Source organism: Oceanobacillus neutriphilus (genome assembly GCF_014645515.1).
Taxonomy (GTDB): Bacteria; Bacillota; Bacilli; order Bacillales; family Amphibacillaceae; genus Oceanobacillus; species Oceanobacillus neutriphilus.
Map to the genome: position 1 here is coordinate 1 of NZ_BMLW01000002.1, position 14,851 is coordinate 14,851.

Annotated in this window: 10 protein-coding genes; 1 reads left to right on the forward strand and 9 read right to left on the reverse strand. The window is 38.9% G+C overall.

Annotated features, from left to right (window positions below):
- The first annotated feature begins 211 nt into the window (after positions 1–211).
- Positions 212–754 carry a hypothetical protein gene (locus IEX29_RS03120; protein WP_229720071.1) on the forward strand — a complete coding sequence of 181 codons (543 nt, stop codon included), beginning with the start codon at positions 212–214 and terminating at the stop codon, positions 752–754.
- A gap of 573 nt (positions 755–1,327) precedes the next feature.
- Here the strand turns inward: IEX29_RS03120 and rlmD are convergent.
- The 9 genes from rlmD to pcrA all read right to left on the reverse strand — a co-directional run bounded on the left by rlmD (position 1,328) and on the right by pcrA (position 14,845).
- Positions 1,328–2,707, reverse strand: a complete 1,380-nt coding sequence (rlmD, locus tag IEX29_RS03125; protein ID WP_188733065.1) for a 23S rRNA (uracil(1939)-C(5))-methyltransferase RlmD — start codon at positions 2,705–2,707, stop codon at positions 1,328–1,330.
- A 196-nt stretch (positions 2,708–2,903) separates the two neighbouring features.
- Positions 2,904–3,818 (reverse strand): diacylglycerol kinase, encoded by a 915-nt coding sequence (locus IEX29_RS03130; RefSeq protein ID WP_188733066.1) that lies wholly within the window; start codon positions 3,816–3,818, stop codon positions 2,904–2,906.
- Between the two features lie 490 nt (positions 3,819–4,308).
- On the reverse strand, positions 4,309–5,739 hold the full coding sequence (gene gatB, locus IEX29_RS03135) for an Asp-tRNA(Asn)/Glu-tRNA(Gln) amidotransferase subunit GatB (RefSeq protein WP_188733067.1): 1,431 nt from the start codon (positions 5,737–5,739) through the stop codon (positions 4,309–4,311).
- Positions 5,739–7,205, reverse strand: coding sequence for an Asp-tRNA(Asn)/Glu-tRNA(Gln) amidotransferase subunit GatA (gene gatA / locus IEX29_RS03140; RefSeq protein WP_188733068.1), 1,467 nt, complete (start codon positions 7,203–7,205; stop codon positions 5,739–5,741). Before gatA ends, gatB begins: the two co-directional genes overlap by 1 nt.
- Positions 7,206–7,222: 17 nt before the next feature.
- Positions 7,223–7,513 carry an Asp-tRNA(Asn)/Glu-tRNA(Gln) amidotransferase subunit GatC gene (gene gatC, locus IEX29_RS03145; protein ID WP_077603800.1) on the reverse strand — a complete coding sequence of 97 codons (291 nt, stop codon included), beginning with the start codon at positions 7,511–7,513 and terminating at the stop codon, positions 7,223–7,225.
- A 358-nt stretch (positions 7,514–7,871) separates the two neighbouring features.
- Entirely contained in the window at positions 7,872–9,140 is a 1,269-nt protein-coding gene (locus IEX29_RS03150) for a helix-turn-helix domain-containing protein (RefSeq protein WP_188733069.1), read from the reverse strand.
- A 332-nt stretch (positions 9,141–9,472) separates the two neighbouring features.
- A complete protein-coding gene (locus IEX29_RS03155; RefSeq protein ID WP_188733070.1) occupies positions 9,473–10,585 on the reverse strand; it encodes a CamS family sex pheromone protein in 1,113 nt (370 codons plus the stop codon).
- Between the two features lie 6 nt (positions 10,586–10,591).
- Complete coding sequence (gene ligA / locus IEX29_RS03160) at positions 10,592–12,601, reverse strand: NAD-dependent DNA ligase LigA (RefSeq protein WP_188733071.1); 2,010 nt, start codon at positions 12,599–12,601, stop codon at positions 10,592–10,594.
- A 6-nt stretch (positions 12,602–12,607) separates the two neighbouring features.
- Positions 12,608–14,845, reverse strand: coding sequence for a DNA helicase PcrA (gene pcrA, locus IEX29_RS03165; RefSeq protein ID WP_188733072.1), 2,238 nt, complete (start codon positions 14,843–14,845; stop codon positions 12,608–12,610).
- Between the last annotated feature and the right edge of the window lie 6 nt (positions 14,846–14,851).

The following is a 14,851-nucleotide window of genomic DNA, read 5'->3' on the forward strand; positions in this document are numbered from 1 at the left end:
CTGACCAATTCATTATAAAGGATTTTTTTATGGCTTAAAACAGTAAAAACCGAAAATTAGGATTATTTTGTATTATTAGACATAATTAATGCAATGCTAGTGATATGAAGTAGGTAATCCAATCAGAAAGGATAAAATTAAAGGGGTTTTAAGAGCCTTAAAGTGGAAAAGGTTCCCTACAGATGACGGTTCTAACATTACTAAACAAACGTTGATAAAAGAATACAAAAATCATAATGCTTGGTCAGATTTTCTTTATGAACACTTTGGTTTGTATGCAGCAATTTCATTTATTTTTGGCTCTGATATACTTTCAGATTATATTAGTGACGATTTAGAAGAATTGTCTAAGCTAGCGAAAGGATCACATATTGGACAATTAGAATTTTCGATGTTGAGCATTGTATTACCCAAAGAATATTTAATGGAATACGATTATAATTTTTTATACTCTTTTAATAAATCAATTCAAAATCTTATAAATCAAATTAGTTTAGAAGGCAATTTAGTTGCACATAAGGCTATTGATGAAATTAGTCTATATTTAATTGTAAAAGAAGCTGAGATTTTAATGGAGGAAATTGGAAATAATTTATCTGAACATGATGCTAAAACATTTGCTCATTGGGACGAATGGATTTTTGATATATTTGATGACATGGATGTAGAAACTTTTTTATTCTCAGACTTAAGCCTATTCGTTCCAGAAACATATCAATTTGATAATTGGTTTAAAGACCAATTCTATTTATAATCCATGGAATACTTTAATACAATCAATGAGTTCTTCTAGTACGATTAGACAGTAAAAATCACACGAAAATACCGCGCTGCTTTAAACAACTCCCATGGCAAAACTAGCCTTTCTACAAGACTCATCATCTTGTTAAAAGGCTAAGTTTATTATATTTACACTACTTTTATTGTCTTTTTCAAATAGAAACTTGTCTCTCCCTACCTCTCACCCCTTCATTCTTTCGTTGTGCATTAAAATAAATTTGTATCGAAACTTGATTTTAGTGATTTCGAAGTACAAAAACGGGTATTTTCCGTTCATTTTCCCCGTTTCTTTCCCCTCTTTTTTCTCATGTTAATAGAGTTTTATCTCGAACTTTTTTCTCTCTTTTTTTATCAAACCTTGATTCCACGGGCGTTGTCGGGCTATTTTTGTGCTTGTGACAAATCTTTATTCAAATTTTTAGGGAACAAAAGCGCGCGGAGGAGACAATTGTTTATTTTAAGGGATAAATGTTTTTTAAATTGCTACAACTTCCTCTCCAACAACGCCACCAACTCAACATGGATTAAGCGTTTTAAAAACATATAATTATTCACTTCGTTCTATGTTACAAATAAGTTCAACGTGCCCCGTATTCGGAAACATATCCACCGGCTGAACTTCCTTCGTCTCAAAACCGCCATCCTCCAAAATCCTTAAATCTCTCGCCAGCGTCGAAGGATTACAAGAAACATAAACAATCCGCTTTGGCTCCATTGCAATCATCGCTTCCAGAAACTCCGGATCACAGCCCTTTCTCGGAGGATCAACAACAATCACATCCGGATTCAGCCCTTCCTTCTTCCACTTAGGCATTACCTTTTCAGCCTGTCCTACTGTAAATTCCACATTATCTATTCCGTTACGCGCTGTATTCTTCTTCGCATCTTCAATCGCTTCCGGAACAACTTCAATACCATAAACTTTTTTAGCTTTCTGAGCAAGGAAAAGAGAAATCGTACCTATTCCGCAATATGCATCAATCACAATATCATTTTCATCGATATTGGCATATTCCAAAGCTTTATCATAAAGCACTTTTGTCTGAACCGGATTGACCTGATAAAAGGACTTCGGTGAAATCGCAAAGGTAAGATCGCCTATTGTATCAAGAATATAGGCTGCACCCCATAGCACTTTTGTCTTTTTCCCTAAAATAACATTCGTACGCTGATCATTAATATTCTGAACAATTGAGCTGATAAATGGGAATTTTTCTGTCAATTCTTCAATAATTTGCTCTTTCGCTGGCAGCTTTGCTGTACGTGTTACAAAGACAACCATCATCTCTCCTGTGAAATGGCCTGTCCGGATCATAATATGGCGCAATTCGCCGCGATGCGTTTTTTCATCATAAGCTTTGACACCATATTTATTCATTAGATGGCGAACAAATGGAAGGACCTCGTTCATTGCATGATTGTGAACATGGCAGGTATCTTGATTTTGTAAAATCCGGTGGCTTCTTTTCTGGTAGTAGCCTGTAATTAATTCACCGTTTTTTTCATCCACAGGAATTTGAATCTTGTTTCGATAATGAGAAGGATCCTCCATACCAATAATCGGAGAAATAAGAACATGCTCCAGATGTGCTACTTTTTTCATCACATTGTGAACCTGATTCTGCTTCATCTGTAATTGAAGAGGGTAGCTCATATGCTGAAGCTGGCATCCTCCGCAATACACATGACAGGTCGGCTCTACACGTTCCGGGCTTGTTTTTTTCAATTCTAACAGCTTCCCGAAGCCGTAGTTTTTATTCACTTTGACTACTTTAATCACGGCTTCTTCTCCCGGTAAGGTCTTCGGAATAAATAAGGGGTAGCCGTCTACTTTCCCTACGCCGCTTCCTTCATGGGTTATATCTTCAATTGTAATAGTTAGTTGTTCATTTTTTTGAACAGGGGTATTTCCTGTTGATTTCGCCATTTTCATCTTCCTCTATTTCCGTAATCGACTTTAATACCTTATTTTATCATATGCGTTTGAAGAACAACAACTGTCCTTGTTTATTGAACCACTTCATTTGTAAGGAGCTATGGTAATTTTTTGCAACAAATCAAAAAGGATTAAATCTGCATAATAAAAGCCTCCCAAACAATCTCATGTTCAGAGGCTTTAATAATTATTTCAAATCTTCCTGATGCTCAATAAAATCAGCTGGAACCAAAAATTCAATATGCTCCTGAAGATTAATAAATTCTCCCGGCAGCAGACCGCCATATTCTCCATCAATATTCAGCTGCATTTTTTCCTCATTGGTAACCTTAATCCGCTTTGCCTGCGTATAGATAATATTCTTACTTTTTAAATGCTCTCCCCGAAGTGCGAGTGTAGCAATTTGAATAAATTCTGCCAGATTTGTTTTCTTTAAAATAAGAACATCAAAATACCCATCATTTAAACGCGCATCAGGAGCAAGCTTTTCAAAACCGCCGACGGAATTCGTATTAGAAATTAGAAAAAGCATAATATCCTCTTCCAGCACCTGATCATCATATTCTATCTTTACCCTGGCCGCTTTTAAGGAAGGGAGCATTTCAATACCTTTCATGTAATATGCCAATTGGCCTATCATTGTTTTTAATTTACTGGGCACATCATATGTTAATTCTGTCAGCTTCCCGCCTCCAGCAATATTGATAAAATAATGCTCATTCACTTTTCCAATATCTAATTTCATCGAATTGCCTTCCAAAATAATGTCCGCTGCTTTACCGATATCCTTAGGAATACTGAGAGCTCTTGCAAAATCATTTGTTGTTCCGGCAGGTAAGATTGCCAGCTTTGGGCGATGCTCCTGTTCTGCCATTCCGTGAATGATTTCATTAATTGTACCGTCTCCGCCGGCGGCAACAATTAACTCATAGCCTCTTTCTACAGCTGTTTTAGCTGCAGCAGTAGCGTCTCCCTCACAGGTCGTTGCATGTGCTGACGTCTCATATCCTGCTTTTTCCAGCTTTTCCAAGATATTTGGTAATTCTTTTTTGACAGCTTCGCGTCCCGAAGTTGGGTTATAAATGATTCGGGCCTTTTTCATGTTCTTTCCTCCCCATACGGTCCAGTCGATATTGTAAACTGCTTCTTTTCAGACACGTATAAATTAAAATGAACCTCGATTATTGAGAGGTTTTTACTTTGTTACATACATTGCATAGAACTCAGCTAAAAAATATATCATGTATTGTAAAACGAAACCTCACATATTAAAAATTCCCGTGAGGTGATATCCTTTATCATGTTAGATAAAGCTATTCATATATTTAACTCTCCAGAAAATACCTCTGAAATCTTACTATATGCTTCCTATGAAACAAACTCGCCTAATCCATATCATAGCCCTTTTTTATATGTTTGAAAAGCAAAATGAACAAAAAATTACAGGCTTCGATAAATTGAAACTGTTTTCTACAATGGCTGCTGATGCATTTTTCATCTTTTTCCATTGGATAGGCTGCCACATTTGATTTCTGCGACAGCCTACCTGTTATATCTTTCTTATTCTTTTGCTTTTTTCACAGCAAGAGAGTTTATCTCTTCTCTAGTTCAGCTGCAAGAATCTGATTTACAAGCGGCGGGTTCGCCTGTCCTTTTGTTGCTTTCATAATTTGCCCGACCAGGAAGCCTTTTGCTTTTTTCTTCCCGTCCTTGAAATCAATGATAGACTGTTCATTTTGATCAAGAATTTCATTTACAATCTGTTTTAATTGCTCTGGATCAGAAATTTGAACCAGACCTTGTTCTTCAACGATTTTTTCCGGGTCGCCGCCATTTTCAACCAGCTCGGCAAAGACCTTCTTGGCAATTTTAGATGAGATTGTGCCGTTCTCAATCAATTTAACCATTTTCGCCAGAGCATCTGGTGTAATTGCCAGCTCTTCAATTTCTTTGTAATGCTTATTCATATAAGCAGAAACTTCTCCCATTAACCAGTTGGATACTTGTTTCACATCTGCTCCATGGCCTACTGCTTCTTCAAAGAAATCAGACATCTGCTTGGATGCTGTTAAAACATTTGCATCATACTCAGATAATTCTAATTCATTCACATAGCGGGCTCTTCTTGCATCTGGAAGCTCTGGAATTTCACTGCGGATCCTTTCCTTCCAGGCCTCGTCAATATACAACGGTACAAGATCCGGTTCCGGGAAATAACGATAGTCATCAGAGCCTTCTTTGATACGCATCAGAATGGTTTCTTTTGTTTTTTCATCGTAACGGCGTGTTTCCTGCAGGATTTCTCCACCGGATAATAATACTTTTTCCTGGCGTTTTTCTTCAAATTCTAATCCTTTTTGGACAAAGGAGAAGGAGTTTAAGTTTTTCAATTCTGCTTTTGTACCAAATTCTTCTTGTCCGATTGGACGAAGCGAAATATTGGCATCACAGCGTAAAGAACCTTCCTGCATCTTCACATCAGATACACCTGTATATTGAATAATATTTTTCAGCTTTTCCAAGTACGCATAAGCTTCTTCCGGGGAACGCATATCCGGTTCAGACACAATTTCAATTAATGGTGTTCCCTGACGGTTGTAATCGACATATGAGTAGCCGTCTTCCCCATGTGTTAATTTTCCTGCGTCCTCTTCCAGGTGCAGGCGGGTAATACCGATTTTTTTCTTCTTACCATTTACTTCAATTTCAATCCAGCCATGCTCCCCAATCGGCTGATCGAATTGCGAGATTTGATAAGCTTTCGGATTATCCGGGTAGAAGTAGTTTTTACGGTCAAATTTCGTATCTGTTGCTACTTCACAATTGAGTGCCATTGCAGCCTTCATTGCAAAGTTTACCGCTTCTTCATTTAATACCGGTAATGTTCCTGGATAGCCTAAATCAATTGGATTCACATTTGTATTTGGTGCAGAACCAAATTCATTCGTACTCGGGCTGAATATTTTTGATGCTGTTTTTAATTCTACGTGTACCTCAAGTCCAATAATCGTTTCGAAATTCATTACTTGGCACCTCCCAGTTGAGGTCGTTTTTTATGGTGTTCTGTTGCTTGTTCAAATGCGTGTGCAGCACGATAAACAGTACTTTCATCAAAATAGTTTCCAATAATCTGCAGGCCGATCGGCAGCCCTTCTTCGGAGAAACCGCATGGAATAGAGATTCCAGGCACACCTGCTAAGTTAACAGGAATGGTCAGGATATCATTCACATACATAGTTAAAGGATCGCTTGTTTTTTCTCCAACTTTAAACGCTGGTGTTGGTGTTGTCGGTCCGACAATCACATCATATTCTTCTAAAATTTTATCAAAATTATTTTTAATTAATGTACGTACCTTTTGTGCTTTTTTATAGTAAGCATCGTAGTAGCCGGAGCTAAGTGCGAAGGTTCCAAGCATAATACGGCGTTTCACTTCATCACCAAAGCCCTCACTGCGGGATTTCACGAACATATCCAGCATATTTTCTGCTTTCTCTGAACGAACACCGTAGCGGACGCCGTCAAAACGGGCTAAGTTCGCAGATGCCTCTGAGGATGATAGTAAATAATAAGTTGCCAATGCATATTTAGAGTGCGGTAAAGAAACCTCTTCCCAGGTTGCACCAAGTGATTCATAGACCTTTAATGCTTCCATCACAGAATTCTTCACTTCTTCCGAAACACCTTCTGCCAGGTATTCCTTAGGTACAGCGATTTTTAAGCCCTTCACGTCACCGGTTAATGCTTCTGTATAAGCCGGAACGTCTACATCAGCACTGGTAGAGTCCATTTTGTCATGACCAGCAATAACTTCCATCACGCGTGCATTATCCTCTACTGTGCGGGTTAACGGGCCAATCTGATCTAACGAAGAGGCAAATGCCACAAGACCAAAACGGGATACACGGCCGTATGTCGGCTTCATTCCAACTACACCACAGAACGCTGCCGGCTGACGGATAGATCCGCCTGTATCAGAACCCAGTGAGAACAATACTTCACCGGCCGCTACTGCTGCAGCTGATCCGCCGCTGGAACCGCCTGGAACATGATCTGTATTCCATGGATTACGAGTCGGTTCGTATCCGGAATTTTCATTAGAAGAACCCATTGCAAATTCATCCATATTTAATTTGCCGACAGCAACCGGATTTTCCGCCTCCAGCTTATCAACAACTGTTGCATTGTACAATGGATCTGTAAAGTTATCTAAAAACTGACTTGCACAGGTAGTACGAAGCCCTTTTGTGACGATATTGTCCTTAATACCTGCAGGAATGCCGAATAAGATTCCGGATTTATCCTCGCGCTTGTCCAATTCTCTCGCTTTTTCCAATGCTTTTTCTTCGTCAAGTGTTAAGAATGCGTGCACATCTCCATCCACTTCTTTAATTTGCTCGTAAGACTCTTTTACCAACTCTTCTACAGTAATCTCAAGATTATGTAATTTTGCTTCTAATTCTTTTATTGTATAGTCAAACAAAGACATAAATCCTATTCCCTCCTTTATTCTAAGATCGATGGCACGCGGATTTGCCCATCTTTTTGATCTGGAGCATTCTTCAATGCTTCCTCTTGCGTAATCCATTTTTTAGGTTCATCTTTACGCATCACATTTTTCAAATCCAATACGTGTGTTGTCGGCTTGACATTCTCTGTATCTAACTCATTCAGCTGTTCAGCATATTCAATGATTGCACTCAGCTCGTTTGCCATCTGTTCAACGGCTTCATCATCAAATTCTAAGCGTGCCAGATTAGCTACATGCTTTACTTGTTCTTTTGAAATCTCTGCCATTCGTTAAACCTCCAAAATTCGTAGTAGTTATATTTATAATATGCTACCGTAATAGCACTTATATTCCAGCATGGATTCAAGGTTATTTATATTGTTCAACAAATTAATATTATATCATAATTTCTTTTGTATATTATAGTATGTGTTCAAAAAGTCCGATAAATAAGATCAAGAAGTTCACCGTGTCATTTTTATTGAACTTTTTGAACATCCTCTTATTATCATTTTATTTAACACTATTGATAATAGCAAAATCAGCTGGTCCAAGGCAAGTTTATAACTCCACGCAAAAAACCAAATCATTCTATATTTACAATTAATAGTATAGAATAACTTGGTTTTAAACATTAAAATGAAATTAGATATGTGCAATATGCTTGTAAATTTGACTTGCTTCTCTATAGTGCAGGGCAGCATCCTTGTAATTATTATTACTTTCATAATGCTTCGCTAAAAATTCGGAATAAAGAATGAAGTTACCATAGTCCTTCTGTTTCTTTAACAGCGGCAGGAGGTCATTAACTAACAGCTGCTCGAACTGATTTAATTGTTCATCTAACAGATAACTGTAGCTCCGTAAAATATATTTATATATGACGTATGGCTGTTTATCCTTCAAGTCATAAAATGCACTTAACCCATAATCAATATATTCTTCAGCTTCATCATAATAATTGGAATGATAATATTCACGTACAAGTAACGATGCTACTTCTACTTTAATGCTGGCCCGTACATCCTGATCATCCAAAACCTTTTTATAGTATTCAATTGCTCTTGTCGAATCACCCTTTGACGCATACAGATAACCAAAATTCTGGTAAATCTTTTGAATAATATTTTTATCATTGATTGTTTGTGCAAGCTGTAAGCCGAGTGTGAAATTCTTAATTGCCTTTTCATAAAATTTAATATGACTGTAACATATTCCTAAGATATTGTGGACTCGTGCACAACGTAAGAATTTATATTGCTTCATATACATTTCCAGAGCTTCATCAGCATATTCAATTGCTTCGAGAGAATTTCTCAACCTGGAATGCGTCATAGAAATACAATACTTTAAATCTGCTTCTGCTTCTTCATTCAACCGGTAACTCTCTGTAATTTTTTCAGCCCGTTTATATTGATACATGGAGTGATAATAGTTCTTCAAAGAATAACTGTAGCGGCCGTTAAACTTATACCAGTAATATTGTTCTTCGATGCTGAATGTATTCACAGCCTCTTTTAACTGGGTAATTTTATTGGCAGCAAGATCCTTTCTATCAATTAATATAAAGTATTTGATCTTATGAATCTCAAACATAATTAGATGGTTTGAATAGTTTTTATCCATCAGATTTTGAATTTCTCTGTACGATGCTTCCATATCATGCTCGCTGCTGCTCTCATCAAGCATTGTATACCAGTTCTCACACAGCTCTCCTATTTCTTGATCCTGACTGTGATCCGTGGTAATACTCAGACGTTGACATAATTTCCTGATTATGTCCTCATTAGGTTCTGTTTTTTGATTTTCAATCTTAGATAAATAGGATAAGGAAACAATTCCCTCCGACAGCTCCCCTAAAGTCATTTTCTGCTTCGTGCGTTGAATTTTAATGTATGTCCCGATCGCTATCATATTTTCTTTCACCCCACGATTTGTTTAAACTTTTATAGCTTATCCTATTTTTCTTTTCATAAATAAAGAAAATTAGTTCTAATGTTCTTTATTAGTTTGTAAGCTATTTTATTAACTCATTCCCACTACCTTTATAATTTCTACACATCTATTGTACCATACTCTGCCCCTCTTCGATTTGGGAAAATAAGCGTCAGAAACGCTAATTAACATTCATTTTCCCGAAAAATTTTCTCAAAAAAAGAAAATTCACTGTCACTAACTGATAAAACTGCTAGTAACAGTAAATTTCCTAAAGTTTTAAAGTATTTATCTTGCTTTTGTAACATACTTTAATCATAAATATGCACTTGAATATCATCTTCACCTGCATCACGGTACAGGAGACTTTCGGTCTTCTGGCTGGAAGTAATATTAATCTCAATATCATAATAGTTCGGGAATATATCGTCAATAAGTCCATCTACATATTGAGTAAATCCGATAATTTCTCCCTTGCCGTAAAATTCGATTGGAACATCAATACGTAATTTCTGCAGCTCTCCATCTATATAGAAGCCTTCTCCTACCATACCAACGTAGTTAGGGAAAAATTTCCGAATTTCATTTCCAAAGTTTGTTACGCGCTCCTGGTCATCATAATATTTTTCCTGTCCTTCATCAGATGGGAAAAGGATATTCTCTTCCTCTACATCATCCCATCCATCAACAGAATTGCTGCCGGCAGCGACATTTGTTTTGGCAACAAAATTTCCCGGTACAGGAGAAGATTGTTCTGCTTCCCTGTAAATAGCAATCATAATAGGAATATCACTTAATTCCTCGTCATTTTCACGTATATCATTGACAATATTCTGTGCGATCTCTGTCGCCTTATCCATCATCTCGCTCTCAGAGATATCTTCATATTGAGTGGGCTCACCGGTATCTGTCTGAAACTCATAAACAGACTTCATTGCAAGTCCAATGGAAATCCCTTCTAAATTAGCATTACCGCCTTCCATGGACTTTAAATAGTTCTGCTCTAATATATGTGTCAGATAACGCGGGTTTTCCCGGAATGTTTTTTCATCTGAGCCTTTTTCTACCTCCGGATTTAGCTGATCGATCCAATCGGTGACACGACTGGAGTCAAAATACTGCCCTTCCTGAAAGTAGTAATCTTCCGGATTATAGGAATCCTTGGAAAGACGGCGCAGCCCTTCTTCCATCTCATCAATATCGACACGGTTTGCTACCTGCCTTGTAATAACTCCTCTTGCCTCACTCGGTTTATACGGTAAAATCATCCGGTAATTATCACCGGAAAGTCTATTGCTTGGCACAATGGAGGTTTCTTCCTGTTCTGCATCGTCCTGTACAATCTCTTCATCATCTGCTGACCGCTGCGTACACCCGCTTAAAATCAGTGCCAACACAGCAATAGATGCTATCCATTTTTTCAAAGCTAATCACTCCTCTCCCTGAGCCGCTTCTTTTAACTCTGTTTCGCTCCACACTTCTACACCCAGCTTTTCAGCTTTTTCCAGCTTTGAACCGGCGTCTGCTCCGGCAATAACTAAATCTGTTTTTTTACTTACACTTCCTGTTACTGTCCCGCCTAGAGATTCAATCAGTTCTTTCGCTTCTTTTCTGGTATACTGTTCCATTTTACCAGTCAATACAACTGTTTTTCCAGAGAATAAGCTATCTGTTGCAATTTCCGATTTCCGTTGACCAGTGTAGGTCATATTTACTCCCAGCTCTTTTAATTCCTTTAACAGCTGTGTTACTTTTTCTTCTTCAAAATAGCGGACAATGGAATCTGCCATTTTCTCTCCAATTTCTTCAATTGCTACCATATCCTCCAAGGTGGCCGCCTGCATCCGCTCCATTGTTTCAAATTCCATTGCTAATGTCTGTGCTGCTTTTGATCCGATAAAACGAATGCCTAATCCAAATAATAATCTTTCCAAAGAATTTTCCTTGGAAGCCTCTATTGCATTCAGAAGATTGGTCACGGACTTCTCTCCCATCCGTTCTAAATTCAAAAGATCCTCTTTTTGCAGCCGATATAAATCAGCGATGGTATGGACCAGATCTTCACGGAAGAGCTGGATAATTACTCTTTCTCCTAAACCGTCAATATTCATTGCATTTCTGGAGACAAAATGAATCAGACCCTCCATCAGCTGTGCCGGACAGTTCGGGTTGATACAGCGCAGCGCTACTTCTCCCTCCAGGCGGACGAGTTCATTACCACATGCAGGGCACTCCTCAGGCATATGAAATTCTTCTTCCTCACCCGTCCTCTGTTCAATCAGCGAGCGGACAACCTTTGGAATAATATCCCCGGCTTTTTTAATAACAACCCGGTCACCAATACGAATATCCTGTTCACGAATTAAATCTTCATTATGCAGGGATGCACGCTGCACAGTGGATCCTGCTATGCGGACAGGTTCAAGGATGGCTGTAGGTGTTACAACACCAGTTCTGCCAACGCTTAATTCAATATCTTTTAATGTAGTCACCACTTCTTCTGCCGGGAATTTATAAGCAATCGCCCAACGTGGACTTTTTGCAGTAAAACCCAGCTCATCCTGATGGTCCAGACTGTCTACTTTAACCACAATACCATCTATTTCATAATTTAAATCCTTGCGATGCTCTGTCCAGTATGCAACATATTCCAGCACTTCCTCAATGCTCTTGCATCTTTTCCATTCTTTATTTGTTTTAAAGCCAAGGTCATGCAAGGCATCTAAACTTTCACTATGACTGGTTATATTGCTATTTTCCCATTCACCGACCCCGTATAGAAAAATATCTAAATTACGCTTGGCCGCTATTTTCGGATCCAGCTGTCTCAATGATCCGGCAGCTGCATTTCTTGGATTTGCAAAGGGCTCTTCTTCCTTTTCTTCTCTTTCCTTATTCAGTGCTAAAAAGGACTTATGCGGCATAAAAGCTTCCCCGCGGACTTCTAAGGTTCCAGCTTCTTTGATGCTTAACGGAATACTGCGTATCGTGCGCAGGTTGGATGTAATATCCTCACCGACCCGTCCATCACCGCGTGTTGAGCCCAGAACAAATCTCCCGTCACGGTACTTCAGAGAAATTGCTAAACCGTCTATTTTTAATTCACATACAAAAGTAATATCACCGGATACTCCTTCTGCAGCCCGTCTGGCAAAATCTCTTAAATCCTGTTCATTAAAAGCATTACCGAGACTCATCATCGGGGTTTCATGTGTTACCTTTTGAAAAGCATCGAGCGGTTCGCCGCCAATCCGTTGCGTAGGTGAATCCTCTCTCGCAAATTCAGGATATTCTTTTTCTAATTTTTCAAGCTCCCGTGATTTCTTATCATACTCTGAATCAGGGACAGTCGGGTTATCCAATACATAATAAGAATAGCCATATTGGTTAAGAATCTCGACCAGGGAGTCCATGCGATCTTTTATTTCTTGTTTATTCATTTTTCTTTACTCCTTTGTTATTGGGGCAAATTTTGCAAGAAGACGCTTGATACCAACTGGTGCTGGAAATGCTACATCCAGTTCCATCTTATCCCCTTCACCCTGGACTCTCACAACGGTACCTGTTCCCCATTTTTTATGGACTGCTTTTTCACCGACCGACCAGTCTTTTGATTCTGCACCGCTGGCTTTAGGGCCTTGAATCTTCTCAGCACGTCTTTTAGGAGGAGCTTCCTGCTTCATACCAAAGCTGTTCCGCAAACTGCCGCCTCCGCCAAATGGAGATTTTTGAACCGTTTCCCTTCCTTCCAGTAATTCCTCAGGGATTTCATCGATAAATCGGCTGATTGGGTTCATGTTGGTACGTCCATATAGTGTACGCATTTGTGCATGCGTCAGATAGAGCTCCTGCTCCGCCCTTGTAATGCCGACATAAGCAAGACGGCGCTCTTCCTCCATCTCTTCCTCATCAAACATTGAACGGCTATGCGGAAATACGTTCTCTTCCATTCCAATTAAGAAAACAACAGGGAATTCTAATCCTTTTGCTGCATGCAGTGTCATCATAGTAATTTTTTGAGAGTGATCAGGGTCTTCTTCATCGACACGATCAATATCCGCAATCAATGCCAAATCTGTTAAAAAGGCAATGAGTGTTTTATCTTCATTTGCTTTTTCAAATTCCTGTGTAACGGTTTTAAACTCTTCTAAGTTCTCTAACCTGGATTGTGCCTCAATAGAACGTTCATTATTCAGCATTTCTTCGTAGCCTGTCCGCTCCAGGACAGCTTCCACCATGTCCGTTGCTGTTAAAAACTCCTGCTGCTTGGTGAGAGAACGAATAAGATCCTGAAATCCAGCTAAGGCGTTGGCAGCTTTTTTCGAAACACCTGTGAAATCAACTTCCTTCACTGCTTCATAAAGGGAAATATCATGCTCTGCAGCATATGCCTGCAGACGTTCAATCGATGTTTTCCCAATTCCTCTTTTCGGTTCATTCACTACACGCTGAAAGCTGATATCATCATCTGGATTAGTAATTAATCTTAAATAAGCAATCATATCCTTAATTTCTTTACGGTCATAGAACTTCGTGCCGCCGATCATCTGATAGCTGATAGCTGATTTTACAAAGGTGTCCTCTATTGCACGGGATTGTGCATTAGTACGATACAAAATAGCAATATCACTTGGCTGATATTTTCCGCCCCGGGTTAATTGCTGAATCGTATCTGCAATATATAAGGCTTCATCCTGCTCAGTTGCTCCTTTATAATAGGATATCTTCTTTCCATCATCATTATCCGTCCAAAGATTTTTCGGCTTACGGCCGGAATTATTTCCAATGACTTTGTTTGCAGCCTGTAAAATAGATTTGGTAGAACGGTAATTTTGCTCCAGCATCACTGTTTTTACAGAAGGATAGTCTTTTTCAAAGGACAGGATATTCGTAATATCAGCCCCGCGCCAACGATAAATAGACTGGTCCGAGTCACCGACAACGCATAAATTTTGATACTTTTCGGCAAGCTGCTTTACCAGGTAGTATTGTGCATGGTTCGTATCCTGATACTCATCCACATGAATATATTGGAACCGCCTCTGATAATATTCCAAAACCTCCGGTACACGATCAAATAAATGGATGGTTTGCATTATCAGGTCATCAAAATCCAGGGATTGATTTTTCCGCAGCATCTTTTGATAGCTTTCATAGACCTGTGACACCTGCCGGTCATAGAAATTACCGGCATTTTTCGCGAATTCTTCTTCCGTAATCAGTTCATTTTTTGCAGCACTGATTTGTCCAAGCATCGCGCGGGGATCAAATTTCTTTGGATCAATATTTAAATTTTTAAGAACTTGCTTTATCACAGATAACTGATCTCCACTATCTAAAATAGAAAAATTGGAAGAGTATCCGATCCGGTCAATATCCCGGCGTAAAATCCGCACACACATCGAGTGGAAGGTAGAAACCCACATGTATTGACCTTGAGGCCCAACCAGTTTTGCTACACGTTCTTTCATTTCTCTCGCAGCCTTGTTGGTAAAGGTAATTGCGAGAATATTACGTGGAGCTACTTCCCTCTCTCCCATCAGATAAGCTATCCGATGTGTTAGTACGCGTGTTTTTCCGCTGCCTGCCCCTGCCATAATTAAGAGCGGCCCTTCTGTATGCCGTACAGCCTTCTGCTGCTCCGGGTTTAATGTATTTATCATCGCTTCAAGCGTTTGCTCCATGTTACA

What these genes read in the sequence shown, in the direction of transcription:
- pcrA (WP_188733072.1), bottom strand. Translation starts at nt 14,845, where the DNA reads ATGGAGCAAACGCTTGAAGCGATGATAAATACATTAAACCCGGAGCAG.
- rlmD (WP_188733065.1), bottom strand. Translation starts at nt 2,707, where the DNA reads ATGGCGAAATCAACAGGAAATACCCCTGTTCAAAAAAATGAACAACTA.
- gatC (WP_077603800.1), bottom strand. Translation starts at nt 7,513, where the DNA reads ATGGCAGAGATTTCAAAAGAACAAGTAAAGCATGTAGCTAATCTGGCA.
- IEX29_RS03150 (WP_188733069.1), bottom strand. Translation starts at nt 9,140, where the DNA reads ATGATAGCGATCGGGACATACATTAAAATTCAACGCACGAAGCAGAAA.
- IEX29_RS03130 (WP_188733066.1), bottom strand. Translation starts at nt 3,818, where the DNA reads ATGAAAAAGGCCCGAATCATTTATAACCCAACTTCGGGACGCGAAGCT.
- ligA (WP_188733071.1), bottom strand. Translation starts at nt 12,601, where the DNA reads ATGAATAAACAAGAAATAAAAGATCGCATGGACTCCCTGGTCGAGATT.
- gatB (WP_188733067.1), bottom strand. Translation starts at nt 5,739, where the DNA reads ATGAATTTCGAAACGATTATTGGACTTGAGGTACACGTAGAATTAAAA.
- gatA (WP_188733068.1), bottom strand. Translation starts at nt 7,205, where the DNA reads ATGTCTTTGTTTGACTATACAATAAAAGAATTAGAAGCAAAATTACAT.